The sequence below is a fragment of the Paenibacillus xylanexedens genome (assembly GCF_001908275.1).
Classification (GTDB): domain Bacteria; phylum Bacillota; class Bacilli; order Paenibacillales; family Paenibacillaceae; genus Paenibacillus; species Paenibacillus xylanexedens_A.
Window position 1 is genome coordinate 5078675 of record NZ_CP018620.1, and the last position, 16144, is coordinate 5094818.

A 16144-nucleotide genomic window follows, 5' to 3' on the forward strand; every position below is an offset into this window, starting at 1 on the left:
AGCACCTTCTATTCTTCGTACTCTGTAAAGTCGACGTTCTCTACGATCCAGCGTTTTCGCGGATCAACCTTATCACCCATGAGCGTAGATACACGACGTTCTGCTTTTGCTGCATCAACAATCTGTACCTTCAGCATCGCACGAGTTTCCGGATTCATTGTTGTCTCCCACAGTTGATCCGGATTCATCTCACCTAGACCTTTATAACGTTGAAGCTCAACATTATTACCGAATTCCTTCATATAATTCGCCAGTTCTTCATCCGTCCATGCATATCGAACACTCGCAAGCTTACCAGACTTACGAGTAAGTTTGTACAATGGCGGCTGAGCAATATATACTTTGCCTGCATCAATTAAAGGCTTCATATAACGATAAAAGAAGGTCAACAGCAGCACCTGAATATGTGCACCGTCCGTATCCGCATCGGTCATAATGATAATTTTGGAATAATTGCTGTCTTCAACTGCAAATTCGGTTCCTATGCCCGCCCCGATCGCCGCTGTAATGGCGCGGTATTCTTCATTTTTGAGAATGTCGGCCAGCTTTGATTTTTCCGGATTGAGCGGTTTTCCCTTGAGCGGCAGAATAGCCTGAATCTTCGAGTCACGTCCCTGTTTGGCGGAACCACCTGCGGAATCCCCTTCAACAATAAACAACTCATTTCGGGTAAAATCCTTTGATTGCGCCGGCGTTAGTTTGCCGTTCAGGTTGGAACTTTCACTACGTTTCTTGCCTGTGCGCATATCATCACGTGCTTTGCGGGCTGCTTCTCTGGCTCTGGAGGCTTGAACCGCTTTGCGAATTAACGTTTGCGCTACCTGCGGGTTTTCTTCCAGGAAACGTTGAATATTCTCGGACACGACCGAATCCACTGCACTTCGAGCGGAAGCGCTGCCGAGCTGATCCTTGGTCTGACCTACGAACTCAACCTCTGACATCTTGACACTGATGACGGCCATCATACCTTCACGCAAATCATTGCCTTCGAGGTTTTTATCTTTTTCCTTAATCATGCTGGTACGCCGCGCGTAGTCATTCATTACACGAGTGTACGCAGCCCTGAATCCGGTCTCATGTGTACCGCCACCCCGAGTAGAGATCGAGTTCACGAACGAAGCCAGCGTTTCGGTATAACCTGCGTTATACTGGATTGCCACTTCGACTTCAATGTCATCCTTCTCCGCATAGAAGTGAATAACATCATGCAGCACATCTTTATTTTCGTTAAGAAAAGCAACAAACTGGCTTGCTCCACCTTCATACATGTATTCATCCTGATTGCCCGAACGTTCATCCTTGAGCACAATTCTCAGACCCGAATTCAGAAAAGCAATCTCCTGAAGACGTTCTGCCAATGTATCATAATTAAATTGAATACCGCTCTGGAACACCCGAATATCCGGTTTAAATGTAACTTTTGTACCTGTCCGATTGGTATTGCCCAACACTTCGAGACCGGAGACCGGTTCACCGACATGTTCAATCCCTTTTTTGTCCTTCCAATACTCGAATCGCTGACGATGAATCTTGCCATCACGGAAAATCTCGACTTCAAGCCACTCGGACAATGCGTTAGTAACTGACGCACCTACACCGTGCAAACCGCCTGATTTTTTGTATCCTGATCCACCGAACTTTCCGCCTGCGTGCAAAATCGTAAACACGACCTGGGGAGTAGGAATCCCTGTTTTATGTATACCTGTCGGAATTCCCCTTCCGTTATCCTGAACCGTAATAGAACCGTCCTTATGCAGCGTGATATCGATTTTGGAGCAGAATTTGGCGAGATGTTCGTCGACAGCGTTGTCGACAATTTCCCATACCAAATGATGTAGACCCGAAGTGCTGGTGCTGCCGATGTACATCCCCGGCCGTTTCCGTACCGCTACCAACCCTTCAAGTACTTGAATGTCGTCCGCGTCGTAGCCTGAAGACCCCTGTCCTCCGCCTGTCGAACCTGCCGACATATCGATTTGCTCGACCATTCATGCTCCCCCTTCTTAACTTGCAACTAAAAAAATGCCTAAAATGCAAACAGATGTTTTCTTATCCTTGTCCATTTTAATTCAAGATATCCCGTTTCGTAAAGACAAGGAATGACACAATGAGTGAAGCAATGCCCCAAACACTAAGCACAATAAGGGAAAAACCTAAATTCATACCCTCGATTGGAGGTAACCCGCCAGACAAATAATTCGGAAGTTCGAGGTTAACCATGAACAAATACTTCGCGGTCTGCCAGGACGCTGCCATACTCGTCAAGATTGTTCCTGCAATCAAAGCGGCCATCATTATAACAATACTTGCAGCAGTACTGCGCACAAGCACAGATACCATAAATGCAAGCATAGCCACAATTACACTCACAAACCAGATCAGTCCTGCCTGCATGAGCATGTACAGCCACTGGTCTACAGCATGCACTGCCGACATATCGACATCTGTTCCCACAACTTTGAATCCTGTGAAGATTGGCATGTTGAAGCCTTTATAACCAAAGACCGCACCCGATATGACATAACATATAATGTAGGCTGATACCACTATGATCGAAACAAACATAATCAGCGTAATTAATTTACTCAAAAGCACTTTCCAGCGTCTAACCGGACGCGTTAAAAGCATTTTAATCGTACCTGTCGTACGTTCACCAGAAACAAGATCTGAAGCAATAGCCATGATTAACAGTGGAATAAACAATCCAACCGCGTTGTTCATGAACTCCCGCGTAAAGGTGACACCGCCCGGTTCTTTGGGATTGATGTCATTCTCAAGATAATACTGCATCTGCTGGATATATACTGTTCTATATTTTTTGTACTCTTCAGGTACCCGATCGCTACCGAGCGAATTTTGATTGTCTGTGATGGCCTGTTGCAGTTCAAGACGCCAATCGCCGCCAAACTTGTCGCGATTATTCTCCGCAGATTTCATCTGGGCATACGTAAACATCGGTACGAGGACCGCAAGTACAATAAATATAATATAAAGCCGTTTTTTCTTCACCATCTTAATCGTTTCATTGCGGATCAGCGGCATGATATTACTCAATGGATTCACCTTCTGTCATTTTTAAGAATAGTTGTTCAAGCGTAGGCTGAATCCGCTGTACCCCTTCAACCTGTATACCAGCTTGAACCATCTGTTGCACCATATCAGGAATTCGATCTTCGTGCATCTCGGCAACCACAGCGTTGGGACCAAGGCCCGCAACAATGGTATCATCCATCACATCCGCAGGTCGACCTACCAGAGCAATGCCTGCATCCTGCAACATTTTTTTGCCTTGCTCCAGTGGTGAAACATGCCATATAGCCAACTTCGAATGATCTTCAATCAGTTCGCTTACACCTCCAACGGCAAGCACACGCCCAGCACTGATAATGGCTACTCTGTCACAGAGAAGCTGGATCTCACTTAACAAGTGACTGCTGACAAATACAGCCATACCTTCGCTGGCAAGTTGCTTAATAAAGACACGAAGTTCCTTAATCCCTTTTGGATCAAGACCATTTGTCGGTTCATCCAGAATAAGCAGACGCGGTCGCCCAAGCAGCGCTTGTGCAATACCGAGCCGTTGACGCATACCCAATGAGTACGTTCTGACTTTATCGTGAATCCGCTGATCCAGACGCACAATATCTACAACTTCCTGAATTCGTTCATTGTCCACACCTGGTTGCATGCGAGCGAAATGCTCCAGGTTCTCCCACCCTGTCAGATATGTATATACCTCCGGATTTTCAACAATGGAGCCTACATACTTCAAAGCACGCTCAGGGTCCCGATTCACATCATAACCACAAACTTTAATTTTTCCTTCTGTTGGTTTGATCAGATCGACCAGCATCCGTATCGTAGTTGTTTTGCCGGCACCGTTGGGACCGAGAAATCCGAAGATTTCACCAGGTTTTACGTCAAATGTAACGTCCTTAATGATCCATTTGCGTCCGATCCGCTTTTTCAGATTCTGTACGGATAGGACGGAATCATACAGTTGCTCTGTCATTAATTTCCGCTCCCTTCTGCCGGTGTATCTGCCTGGAATTCCTGTGCAATCCGAACTGCAATTTGCTCATAACCTTGTCCGTTGGGATGGAAATGATCTGACGAGAGATACTCCCCCAGATGATTTTCAAACAAATCGAATGTAGGGACCAGTGTCATCTTGTCCTCATTGTTCAAAATAGCCAGTGCAGCATCGTTCCATGCAGCTACCACTGCATTACCTGGCTTCTCCAGTTCCTTCACATCGCCAAATGGATTGTACAACCCTATGTACGCAATCTGCGCATCGGGATTAATTTCTTTTACTTTCTTCAATATCTCTTGAAGGCGCTTCGACGTTTCCGGCAAAGCCGCTGCCAGCTGCTCTGCTGTTGGCGGATCTTCCCCCTGTAGAACTTGTCCTCCCTGGAACAAATCATTTGCGCCGATCGAGAGCAAGATAAAATTGGATTGTTGTAAGACGTAACGTACGCCTTGCTCATCGAGTTTTTCCAATAAAGCATCTGTTCTCAAACCGTTTACACCCAGATTATTAAGAACCTGAACGTCATATCCTTTATCTTTAAGCAGATTCCCTGCACGTCTCACAAAACCGAGTCCTTCATCATCGCCCGTGCCTCTTGCCAGAGAATCACCGATGACGGCCATCCGAATCTTGCCATCTTCCACGACAGCCGGTTCCCCCTCGATATCCTTAGATGGAGCAGTTGCCTCCTGGCCTGTAGTTAATGCGGAATCTCCCTCGGGGAAAATCACGTCTTTTATGGCGTAACCAAATCCAAATAACAACAACAAAGTTGCCAAGATGGATACTGTACTGACAGTTCTCCAGATCCATGGTGCTGAATCCAGGCTTTTTTTCTTTTTCATCATCACATCTCCACTCATGTACACCAGTCCGGGTGCTTTATAATTTATAATGACTTTACATTAAGGCGTGTCTGAAAATCCGCTTACTTCGGAGTTTTCAGACACGCCCTGATGATGCTATTCCTAAATAACATAAATGTTCTGTCGTTAATTTGCAAACTTTGGCGCTGCATTCGCAGAATTCATTTTTTATATGTCATTTTACGGAAAAAAGGTTATGCCATACACAGATATGAACTGTGTACTGGCATAACCTTGTGGAAAAGAAAATCATACTTTCTTCATTATAAATCGATTACTTACCGATAAACTCTTGTGCCCAGTATCCGTTGTAGAAACCTACACCGATATGCGTAAAGTTTTTGCTCAGAATATTGGCACGGTGACCTTCACTATTCATCCAAGCTGTAACCACTTCCTGTGGTGTTTTTTGTCCTTGGGCAATGTTCTCACCTGCATAGCTGTAAGTTACTCCGAATTGTTTCATCATATCAAACGGAGAACCATACGTAGGTGACTGGTGATCAAAATAGTTGTTGTTACTCATATCTTTTACTTTAGCAACAGCTACTTTGTCCAGAAGTGCATCTGAAGTCAGTGCGTTCAGACCTGCTTTAGCACGCTCAGCGTTCACAAGTTTTACAACTTGAGTAGCAAAGTCGGATTGTGTGCTTTCGCTACCATTATTACTTGTATTGTTACCAGTGTTACCCGTGTTTGAAGGATCTTTAGCCGGTGTAGTTTCCGGTTTTTCTTCTTGAGCTGGTTGTGTTGGTTTAGTCGGTTGCTCAGGCTTAGTTGTAGGCTCAGCAGGTTTTGTTGTTGGTTGAGTTGGTTTTGTTGTCGGCTCAGCAGGTTTCGTCGTTTGATCAGGCTGCGTAGCAGGTTTCTCTACAATTTGCCCCTCGGATACGGTGTATCCATTTTGTTTGAGCCATTTCTCAATGTAAGCTTTCAAGCTGTCTGTGCTTGTAATTTTGTACGTTGTGATAGTCTTATATGTTGAATCTGCAGCAGACGCGGAAGCAGGAAGCATTACCCCTACGGCCAGTACGGCTGTCAGACTACTCGTTACGACAGTTTTCATCCATTTCTTTTTCAAATTCATTCATCTCCTTAAGATTAGTTATTACAACTTTGTAATTAATACTCTATCAGTATATCAATTCGACAGGAGATTGTGAACCTATAAAATATGGAAAAGTAACTTTTTTGTCATTTTTTAGAATGTTACAGATTTTACAAAAGCATAAAAAAAAGACATTCGGACTAAAAATGCTAGTCGAATGTCGCTTCAACATCTATTTATCATTCACCACACCAGATTGTGCAGATCAGGATATCATGAGAATTTCCATGCAATAGAAGAAACTTTTTTTATACTATAGAAGAACTTTACTGAACCGATAACCTCTTTTCTGAAAACCAATGTGCTCATAAAAAGAGTACGTTGTTGAAGTCACTTCACGGTTTGCACCCGTGACAAACAGTTGTTTACCACCTTGCTGTCTGCCCCAATCTTCGGCACGAGCCATCAGACGACGGCCAATCCCACCACCACGATGTTCTTGACCTACAATCAGGGAAGTAATTTGTGCGGCAGGTTCTGGATAGGCATGACTTTGCACACATTGCAAGCCAATCACACCAATAATTTGTTCATCCACTTCGGCAACAAGCATGCATGCGTTTGGATTGGTTTCCAAACATTCAATACGTTCTTTCATGACATTGGTTGTTGTCGGATAGCTGACCTCTCGCATCAGTCCCGTTACCGCTTCAGCATCTCGTAGTTCACACTCTCGGATCATCAGTACAGGGGCCTCAACATTATTGGACATGATTTACCTCCACTTTCAGCATATTAGCGGCTTGCACCGCTGTTTTACGAGCTTCTTCCACATCTTGACCAGCACTTAAAGCTACAGCCATTCGGCGTCCTACTTTGGTCTCAGGTTTGCCAAATACACGAATCTGAGTACGAGGAAGAGCCAGTGCTTCTTCAATCCCGCCTACAGTAAAGTCAGATGTTTCATCATTAGCCTTCAGCGTTGCTGAAGCTCCCGGTGTCAACAGATGTACACCTGTGACCGGAAAACCAAGAATTGCACGTACATGCAGCGCAAACTCGGAACTGTCTTGCGTCACCATTGTAACCATACCTGTGTCATGTGGACGAGGAGATACCTCGCTGAACACAACACCATCCGATGTGAGGAACAATTCCACTCCAAACAGTCCATACCCGCCAAGTTCATCCGTGACGGATTTGGCAATATGACAAGCTTGCTGCCATTGCTCAGGAGTCATTGCATGAGGCTGCCAGGATTCGACATAATCCCCATCCTTCTGAATATGACCAATCGGAGGACAAAATACGGTGCCTGATACAGACCTAACGGTAAGTAATGTAATCTCACTGTCAAATTGCACAAAGCTCTCCACAATAACACGAACGGATTTGCCACGAGCCCCCGAAAGAGCAATGTTCCAGCAATCCTCCACGTCGCCCGGTGTTCGGCATACACTCTGCCCTTTGCCGGAAGAACTCATTAATGGTTTAATGACACAAGGTGTGCCAAGCTCACGTACGGCTTCCTGAAGTTGTTCCAGGTTGTCCGCAAAAAGGTAATCAGCTGTCGGAAGTTTCAATTGTTCGGCTGCAAGCCGACGGATGCCTTCGCGATCCATCGTTAGACGTGCAGCTCGGGCAGTAGGTACTACACAAAATCCCTCTTCCTCAAGCTCCAGTAAAGCTTCTGTTGCAATAGCTTCAATCTCAGGTACGATGTAATGAGGTTTTTCTTTACGGATCAATTGTTTCAAAGCTTCGGCATCCAGCATGTCGATGCAGTAAGACCGGTGCGCGACCTGCATTGCAGGTGCGTTCTCATAACGATCAACAGCGATCGTCTCTACTCCCAGTCGTTGGGCCTCAATAACGACCTCTTTTCCCAATTCTCCACTGCCTAGTAGCAGCATTTTTTTGGCTTGAGCCGTAAAAGGAGCACCCCACATGTTCTTTCCAATCCTCCCAAAGAGAAATCTTCTATATCTGTCTCTCTATTTTCGGGGTTTTGGTTAAAGATTGCAAGAGTGCTCCCTATTTTTCTTGTGAATTTTACAAGATTTTTTGTGTTTTTTCGATCAAATTTTACAATTACTGCTCACAGATTCGATACTCCTTCCATTCCTCCCAAAATTAAGGAAATGTTAAAAGAGCAGACTTCAATACTCCAACGAATCGAAATACGCAAACAAATCCCAAGTTTAAAGACTTGGGATTTGTCGATTTTTTTCTCTGAAGATTTCATTATGGGAAGAAACATAGGCCATTTTGGGTGCGTCTGGCGTCATATATTGTTTCGCACTATTTACAGCTAAAATCGCATCGTTGAAGGCTCCGGCAATAAGTCTGACTTTGCTATCGTGAGTTGCACAATCCCCTGCAGCAAAAACACCCGGCAGACTCGTCTGTGCATGGTGACTCATTAGAACCATTCCATCGTCCATTTCTAAGCCACAACTGGCAAGATCACTTAAATTGCTTTTATATCCATGACTAACTACGACTTCATCCACATCTAACAATACATTTTCCTGACTCTCCATATGCGTAATTACAACCTGATGGATACGTTCACCATGATTATGAAGCCGTGTGATGCTATATGGTGTTCTGACATCCGTTACATTGTTCATCTCGCTAACATTGCGTTCCATTGCACGAAACTCATTTTTTCGGTGGACGACCACTACGCTCCGTGCAAGTTGAGCAAGTTCAATTGCCCAATCTACTGCACTGTTGCCTCCTCCTGAAATGAGCACACGCTTCCCGGAAAAATGTTCTGGATTTTGCACGGTGTAATGAAGATTTTCATACTCACATTGAATCGGCTCCTGAAGCTCCAATTTCTGAATTTCTGCGATACCGCGGCCCACTGCAACAATGATTGTACGCGTATAGTGTATGTCGCCTTCAGCAGTATACAGAGCCAAAATCTCGTTGTCCAGTCGAGCGAACCGATCTACTTTGCAATTCAATTCAACCGTTGGATTAAAGGTATTCGCCTGCTGAACCAGATACTCAATCAACTTTGAACACTTCATTGGTGGCAGGCCACCCACATCCCAAATAGTTTTTTCGGAATAGGTATGCAGAAAACCACCAAGTTGGTCTTTGCCGTCAATGATCTTAACTCTCATATCACGCATCCCGGCATAAAAGGCCGCATATAATCCCGCCGGTCCTCCTCCGACGATGGCTACATCATAGATATCTTCTTCATTCATTTTAAACACACCTTGTTAATTTAGTTATGAATTCGAGATACATGTAACTTTACCCGTTTGCTTTATTTGTTTTTTGCTTCAAAAGCAGCAACAATATCATCAATGACATATTCATCGGCAAGTGGAGACATTCCCAGATTGAACCATTCCTTGCCACCCACCATATAGACGTGGTCCTGCTTGACTGCTTTCAGATTTTTCCATAACGATGAAGATAACATATCTTCAAATTTCTTTTTAATTTCCGGATTAGTCTCATCATCCAGCTGAACGATCAGATGATCTGCGTCGTATTCAGGCAGTACTTCCAAGGATACGGACATGGCAGTTTGATCTTTCGGGAAATTAGGAAGTGGATTCATTCCCAATCGTTTATGGACAAAGTTTCCTCGGTCAAGGTTCTCCCCATGAAGTACGATTTCTTTTTCCATCACTCTAATGTAGAGAACAGTCTCCTCACCAATCAGCTTATCCAATTTGGCAGCAGCTACCTTCTCCTTATCCACCAAATCCTGAATCACCTTTTCTGCCTGTTCTTCTTTGTCCAGAATTTTGGCCATATCCCGCAGTTCATCGCGCCAATCATCACGCTGTGGCAAAAGTACGGTAGGTGCAATCAGAGTAAGCTGATCATAGTCCTTTTTGGACCACCAGTCAGGAGCGATAATTAAATCCGGATCTGCCTCCATGAGGGCTTCAAAGTTAGGCGTTCTTCCTATTCCCATTTTCATCGTGTTTGCGAATGGCTCTTGCAAGTAAGAAGGAAAATCCTCATGGTAGTTCTGTACAGCGATGGGTACGATGCCAAGTGAATATAAAAATTCTGGATATACAACGGACAAACCAACTATTTTTTGTGGGTTCGCCGGAATTTCAACTTCTCCCATTTCCGTAGTCACTTTTTTTACCTGACTTGTTTCTGTTGTTGAAGAATTGGCGGTACCCGCTTCTTGACCCTCGCTCGAGGATGCTTCGTTGCCTGCTGCACCGCAAGCCGAAATAATGAGCACCAACATCATGGTGCATAGTACCGTTAACCATCTGAATCTCATTCTTTATGTACCCCCTATATGGCATTTAGTTATGACAACGTCTAATTAATAATAATTATCATTATCATTTGATATAGGAGTAAGTATATTAAAATATGTTCAGGTATGATATTGACTATTCAGACTTTTTGCTATGGACGATCTTGCCATAACTTTAATATTTCATCCAACATAAGCTCATGGGTGAACGCAGTGTAATCCAGCAGGACGCTCGACAAAAGCATATCCATTCTGCCATTCTGTACCGCTAACAACGCAAGCCATTCTTCAGACTTACGCACAGCAGACCATGTCTGCCTCGATGTCTCATCATCACCCACAATCAGTAATATTCTTTCCACGTTGAGAACAGACAACTCCCTAATGGTTACTGTGCCCCGTTCCCAATAAGTCTCAACTCCTTCGGGACCCTCCATTTGCATATCAACGTAAAAAACGGAAGCAATGCTCCTTGGGCCTAACATCTGCAACGCTTCACCATAAACTTTGAGTACAACTAATCTGTCTATTCGTATGAAATCCTCAAGCTGGTCCTTTATGGTCGTTGCCTTCTCTTCATATCTTTGAAGCCATACCTCTGCAATATCCGACCTGTCCAAAAAGCTTGCAACATATCTCAAATGTTCTCTCCAATCGCCTTTTTCCCACGGGAGGTCACACACAGGAGCAATGGAATGAAGCTGTCTTTGCAAATCCTCAGACTCCGTCCCGACAGTAATAATATAATCAGGTTTAACTAATCGAAGCTGTTCCAGCCAGATTGTCTCACTCTCTGGGAGTGGCATAACTTTGTCCGTTTCATATTTACGTCGGTAATAGTATGTCCACGGATGACTTGCCGGCGCTGCACAGGGAATGATCTGCAATGCAAGCAGTATACCAATGCTCACAGAATGAACTGCAGCAATTTTTTGTTTGCTATTACGTATAAACGCTGCTGGTGGAATGCCAGAGATTTGCTTGAATTTACGCCGGAAATACGTCTCATCCTGATAACCCACGTACGATGCCACATCCTTGAGTCGATAACTGTGATCATTTCTCATTAAGATCTGGGCTTGTTTAATTCGGTATAGCGTTAAATAGTCCACTGGACTATAACCATACCTTTTCTTGAATAAACGCATGAAGTGTCGAGGGCTCATTCGTGCCACATTTGCTAGTTCCTCAATGGTTAATCTCTTCGAATAATTCTGCTCCATGTAACCTTTGACATGTTCAATTGGTGAAGCCAGGTCCGTTTTTTCGGTAAAGGCCACGTCGTAAAACATGGTATACAATAGTTCCTGAAAACGAATCTGACCATAGTACCTTTGCAAACCATCCTTCTTCAACGTGTGGTGGTAAATCATCTGACAGATCACGCCAACAGCAACGGGTGAAGATGAGCTGACCTCGCCATTCACTTCATTACGTAAAAGTTGCTTCATCATTTCCAGGGCTGTTCCACCCTCCTGCTCCCGTGCATACATAACATCAAAACTCATGTGATACACGCCTCGTTCATCCAACGAATGCACATTTGCCTCAACCAGTTGCCCCGGGAAGCCTACATACAGTCCGCCCGCCTTTAATTCAATGAAACTGCCATCTATCTTTAACCACCCTTGCCCACTGGCTACAAATAATAACATGTATGTTTCAATGAAGTGTTTCCTCAGAAGCCACTCCGTCGCAGGATCACTCGTATAATTCACGTGAAGGAGCCTAAAATTCATATGATCCAGGTGATCCAAATGCTTTGAATTTATTTCGTTGTTGTCCATCTGCATTGATCTCCCTCCAGCCATGAACGATTGTATTGATTTCATTCTTCAAAAATATAACATACCACACTAACGAATAAAAAAAACACTCCGGCTATCCTCTAACCTGTCTTCAATGAATAAGATGCACTTATTATTGAAGGATCAGGCTATAGAACGCCAGAGTGTTATAAGTTCATATGTGTTCAGACGCTTCACAGGCGTCCGAAGGTTTCATCACAAAAATCTGTATTGAGCTTCTATTAATCCATTATAGACGCCTTGTTTTTGGATAAGCTGCTCATGGTTGCCCTCTTCTTTAATTTCACCATGATCCAGGACGATAATGTTATCTGCATTCCGGATCGTTGAGAGACGGTGAGCGACCATAAAGGACGTTCTTCCCTGCAACAGCACCTTCAACGCTTCCTGGATTTTGAGCTCTGTCTCCGTATCAATACTGGCTGTAGCTTCATCCAGGATCAGTATGCGCGGATCAGCAAGCAGCGCACGGGCAAAGGATAACAGTTGTCGCTGTCCCATGGATAATACGTTCCCGCGTTCCTCTACTTCAGTATCATATCCGCCAGGCAGCTTCATGATGAACTCATGTGCATTAACTGCTTTGGCTGCGTCCTCCACCTCTTCATTGGTTGCATCCAATCGTCCAAATCGAATATTGTCACGAATCGTCCCCGAGAAGATGAAGGTATCCTGTAATACAATGCTGATCTGGCTGCGTAAACTCTCTACCGTTACATCCCGCACATCCTGTCCGTCAATGGTGAGACGTCCGCCAGATATATCATAGAAACGACTGATCAGATTGATGATCGTACTTTTACCTGAGCCCGTATGACCAACAAGTGCAATCGATTGTCCCGCAGCCGCCGAGAAGCTGATTCCTTTCAGCGCCTGTCTGCCCTTCTCGTATTCGAACACCACATTTTCGAATGCGATATCTCCCTTAATAGAAGGTAGTGGCTTGGCACCTGGTTTATCCGCAATACTTGGTTTTTCATCCATGAATTCGAAGATACGCTCCGATGATGCCATCGCAACCAGCAACTGATTGTACATCTGACCCAGACGGTTGATTGGGTCCCAGAAGTTGCCGACATAGTTGGCAAAAGCAACAAGTAATCCCACGGTCAACTGACCTTCCTGAATCAGGTAAGCACCAAACCAGAAAAGGATTAATGTACCAAATCCGCCGGTAATCTCAATCAGCGGTCCAAAGCCCTGGTTCATCGCTGATGCTCTATCCCATGACTTTTTGCTGGACAGGTTCATGTTGTCAAAATATTTCATGTTCTCTTTTTCCTGTGTGTAAGCCTGAGTCACTCGAATCCCTTGAATGGATTCATTCAAGTGGGAGTTAATCCGAGAGTTCTTCATACGCACATCCTGCCAAGCACGGCGGATCAGCACCCGCAGCTTGGTCGAGATGATAAACATGATCGGTACCGTAATGATCACGGCAAGACCTAGTTTCCAGTTAATCAACAGCAAGATCACAATGATCCCGAGCAACTGTACGCAGTCGATCATGACGTTAACTGCACCGTTGGTGAATAGATCCTGAAGGGAGTTAATGTCATTCGTAACACGAACCAGTACCGAACCTGCCGGTCTTTTGTCAAAAAAGTTAAAGGACAGCTTCTGGATATGCTTGAACAGATCCGAGCGAAGATCATAAATAACGCGCTGCCCGATAATGTTGGTCAGTTTGATCCGGTACGTATTGGCAGCCCATTGAATGAGATACAACACAAATATGGAGCCTGCGATAAGATACAGCATAGTCATACTTGGCAACCCTGTTGCCGGTGCGATGGCCCGGTCAATTGCCAGACTGATCAGAAACGGTACGGACAATTTCGTAATGGTACCCAAGATCATCATTAGAATAACGAGTGGTAACAATTGTTTTGCATAAGGTTTCATGTATGCAAATAAACGTCCGAATTCTTTCCAGTTAAACGGTTTTTCAATAATTTCATCATCCTGATACACAAATCGTTCATTCAGTTTCTTCTCTGAGGCCACTTTTGCCTCGCGCCTGTCTGCTATCGTTTCGGCACTCATGAATTCACCTGCTCCCCAGCCTCCCGCTTACCGCGGGCAATATAATCTGCATATTGAATTTTATAAACATCCTGATATGGTCCAGGCACTTCAATGAGTTCGGTATGTTTGCCACGTTGTACCACACGGCCTTCATCGAGCACCAGAATCTCATCTGCATGTCGTAGTGAAGATATCCGGTGTGCAATAATAAATGTCGTTCTGCCGCGCATAACTTCCTGGAAACCGGACTGAATCTCATGTTCCGTCTCCATGTCCACGGCGCTGGTTGCATCATCAAGTACCAGAATTTTCGGATTTTTCAGCAAAGCCCTTGCAATCGCGATCCGCTGTTTCTGTCCACCCGATAATCCCATGCCGCGTTCACCAACCACCGTGTCATATCCATCCGGGAACTCCATAATGAAGTCATGAGCCTTGGCCAGCTTGGCTGCACGGATAATCTCATCCATGGTGACATTCTTAAGTCCGTAGGAAATATTATTGCGAATACTGGATGAGAACAGGAATGTTTCCTGGAAGACAGAAGCGATCTGACTCCGCAAACTGCGAATACCTATATCTTTGATGTTTTTGCCATCCAGCTTGATCGTTCCCGAGTTCACGTTATATGCACGCATTAGAAGCTGAATGATGGTCGATTTACCTGACCCTGTTCCCCCGAGGAAACCGATTACAGAACCGGGTGCAGCGTCAAAATTAATATCGGTTACCGCTGGCATTTTGTTGCCGTAGGCAAAGGTAACGGATTCAAATGTCACATGACCGTTCACCTGGTCTGCTTCCACAATGACCGGATCTTGCGTTTCTTCCACGTCCACTGGCGTATTGAGCAGTTCGAGCACCCGTTCACCTGAAGCTTTGGATTGCGTATAGTTGTTGATATGGAACCCAAGGTTCCACATTGGACCGATTATGTACCAGATCAAACTGAAAAAGGCAACGAGTTCACCGAGTGTCAGCGTCTTCTGTATAACCATTCTTCCACCGATCACCAGCAACAGCACGATGCTCACAGAAGCAAGAATCTCCATGATCGGAAAATAACGACTCCACAATGTTGCGGCATGAATCTGATTTGTCTTGTAACGCTCATTACGTATGGAGAATTTCTCCACTTCATAAGGCTCACGTGCAAAGGATTTTACCGTACGTACGCCAGTAATATTCTCCTGTACCGCTGTTGTCAGTGAACTGAGCGCCAGCCGCATCTCCTGAAACGCAGGGTGAATTTTGGATTCGAATCTCAGCGCAACGAAGGCAAGTAATGGGATGCATATGAGTGTGAACAGCGTAAGCTGCCAACTCATGGTCATCATCATGATTGCGCCGAATACGACCATGAAAACCATGTTAAGAATCTGGGCGAAACCAAATCCGATAAAGTTACGGATGGCTTCCAAATCTCCCGTGAGGCGGGACATCAGATCACCTGTCTTGGCCGTATCATAATAACGGAAGGATAAAAATTGAAGCTTTTCGTAACAAGCATTACGAAGTCTGTACGCCAGGAAGTTACCCAAGCGTCCTCCATAAAAGCCGTGTAAAAACTGCATTCCCGCTTTCAAAATAACTACACCTAACACAGTCAAGGCAATTATGGGAACGTCTTCAAAAGTTCGCGGAACAATGATGTCATCAATCAGTATCCTTAGCATGTACGGATACACCAACCCAAGTGCGGTCGCTAAGGCGAGGAACAAGATTGATACAAATAAATACGTTCGCTTTTCCCAAAAAAAGGTTTGCAGTTGCCTAAGAACATCCATGTTTCTCCTCCTCTTATGTCGTTCAAAAATACTATGAACATTTATGAAGTTTATCACCGTACCCCATTCGCGGCAAAGCGAATAACAGACCATATTCTGCCTGCTTTCAGCTTATTGACGCATTAACGAAGGTAAATACCCACCTTTCAATCAAATGTTTGAATATTCTCTTTATTTCAGGTTGTTCGTACCAAAAAAAGGCTCCCTATATGCCTTTTCGGCAGGGGCCTTTTTGGGTTGATTTTCGCAACATTTTCAATGTGTTGCTGTATCATTCATTTTGTTTTACAAAGACTTCCAGAGAATACGTGTTATG

General features: G+C 44.5%; 12 protein-coding genes. All 12 read right to left on the minus strand.

The window, feature by feature from the left end:
- Positions 1-8 precede the first annotated feature (8 nt).
- Complete coding sequence (parE, locus tag BS614_RS22120) at positions 9-1988, minus strand: DNA topoisomerase IV subunit B (protein ID WP_036613300.1); 1980 nt, start codon at positions 1986-1988, stop codon at positions 9-11.
- Positions 1989-2064: 76 nt separating this feature from the next.
- Positions 2065-3054, minus strand: coding sequence for an ABC transporter permease (locus tag BS614_RS22125; RefSeq protein WP_036613298.1), 990 nt, complete (start codon positions 3052-3054; stop codon positions 2065-2067).
- Complete coding sequence (locus tag BS614_RS22130) at positions 3047-4012, minus strand: ABC transporter ATP-binding protein (RefSeq protein ID WP_074095591.1); 966 nt, start codon at positions 4010-4012, stop codon at positions 3047-3049. The genes BS614_RS22125 and BS614_RS22130 overlap by 8 nt, the downstream gene beginning before the upstream one ends.
- The gene (locus BS614_RS22135; RefSeq protein ID WP_305955651.1) at positions 4012-4884 is read right to left on the minus strand and encodes a GDSL-type esterase/lipase family protein; all 873 of its coding nucleotides are present in this window, start codon (positions 4882-4884) and stop codon (positions 4012-4014) included. Before BS614_RS22135 ends, BS614_RS22130 begins: the two co-directional genes overlap by 1 nt.
- Positions 4885-5176: 292 nt before the next feature.
- A complete protein-coding gene (locus tag BS614_RS22140; RefSeq protein ID WP_084174679.1) occupies positions 5177-5983 on the minus strand; it encodes a CAP domain-containing protein in 807 nt (268 codons plus the stop codon).
- A 280-nt stretch (positions 5984-6263) separates the two neighbouring features.
- The gene (locus BS614_RS22145; protein ID WP_017687788.1) at positions 6264-6722 is read right to left on the minus strand and encodes a GNAT family N-acetyltransferase; all 459 of its coding nucleotides are present in this window, start codon (positions 6720-6722) and stop codon (positions 6264-6266) included.
- Positions 6712-7899: a formate-dependent phosphoribosylglycinamide formyltransferase gene (gene purT, locus BS614_RS22150; RefSeq protein WP_047843517.1), complete on the minus strand. Its 1188-nt coding sequence runs from the start codon at positions 7897-7899 to the stop codon at positions 6712-6714. The genes BS614_RS22145 and purT overlap by 11 nt, the downstream gene beginning before the upstream one ends.
- Before the next feature lie 252 nt (positions 7900-8151).
- Positions 8152-9174, minus strand: coding sequence for an NAD(P)/FAD-dependent oxidoreductase (locus BS614_RS22155; RefSeq protein ID WP_074095593.1), 1023 nt, complete (start codon positions 9172-9174; stop codon positions 8152-8154).
- Between the two features lie 62 nt (positions 9175-9236).
- The gene (locus BS614_RS22160; protein WP_074095594.1) at positions 9237-10226 is read right to left on the minus strand and encodes an ABC transporter substrate-binding protein; all 990 of its coding nucleotides are present in this window, start codon (positions 10224-10226) and stop codon (positions 9237-9239) included.
- Between the two features lie 131 nt (positions 10227-10357).
- Positions 10358-11998, minus strand: a complete 1641-nt coding sequence (locus tag BS614_RS22165) for an AraC family transcriptional regulator (protein ID WP_074095595.1) — start codon at positions 11996-11998, stop codon at positions 10358-10360.
- Positions 11999-12208: 210 nt separating this feature from the next.
- Positions 12209-14059, minus strand: a complete 1851-nt coding sequence (locus tag BS614_RS22170) for an ABC transporter ATP-binding protein (RefSeq protein ID WP_036613270.1) — start codon at positions 14057-14059, stop codon at positions 12209-12211.
- Entirely contained in the window at positions 14056-15828 is a 1773-nt protein-coding gene (locus tag BS614_RS22175) for an ABC transporter ATP-binding protein (RefSeq protein WP_074095596.1), read from the minus strand. The genes BS614_RS22170 and BS614_RS22175 overlap by 4 nt, the downstream gene beginning before the upstream one ends.
- Positions 15829-16144 lie beyond the last annotated feature (316 nt).

Excerpts from the sequence above, each read along its gene's own strand:
- BS614_RS22130 (WP_074095591.1), bottom strand. The coding sequence starts at position 4,012 with ATGACAGAGCAACTGTATGATTCCGTCCTATCCGTACAGAATCTGAAA.
- BS614_RS22160 (WP_074095594.1), bottom strand. The coding sequence starts at position 10,226 with ATGAGATTCAGATGGTTAACGGTACTATGCACCATGATGTTGGTGCTC.
- BS614_RS22155 (WP_074095593.1), bottom strand. The coding sequence starts at position 9,174 with ATGAATGAAGAAGATATCTATGATGTAGCCATCGTCGGAGGAGGACCG.
- BS614_RS22165 (WP_074095595.1), bottom strand. The coding sequence starts at position 11,998 with ATGCAGATGGACAACAACGAAATAAATTCAAAGCATTTGGATCACCTG.
- BS614_RS22170 (WP_036613270.1), bottom strand. The coding sequence starts at position 14,059 with ATGAGTGCCGAAACGATAGCAGACAGGCGCGAGGCAAAAGTGGCCTCA.
- parE (WP_036613300.1), bottom strand. The coding sequence starts at position 1,988 with ATGGTCGAGCAAATCGATATGTCGGCAGGTTCGACAGGCGGAGGACAG.
- BS614_RS22135 (WP_305955651.1), bottom strand. The coding sequence starts at position 4,884 with ATGATGAAAAAGAAAAAAAGCCTGGATTCAGCACCATGGATCTGGAGA.
- BS614_RS22175 (WP_074095596.1), bottom strand. The coding sequence starts at position 15,828 with ATGGATGTTCTTAGGCAACTGCAAACCTTTTTTTGGGAAAAGCGAACG.
- purT (WP_047843517.1), bottom strand. The coding sequence starts at position 7,899 with ATGTGGGGTGCTCCTTTTACGGCTCAAGCCAAAAAAATGCTGCTACTA.
- BS614_RS22145 (WP_017687788.1), bottom strand. The coding sequence starts at position 6,722 with ATGTCCAATAATGTTGAGGCCCCTGTACTGATGATCCGAGAGTGTGAA.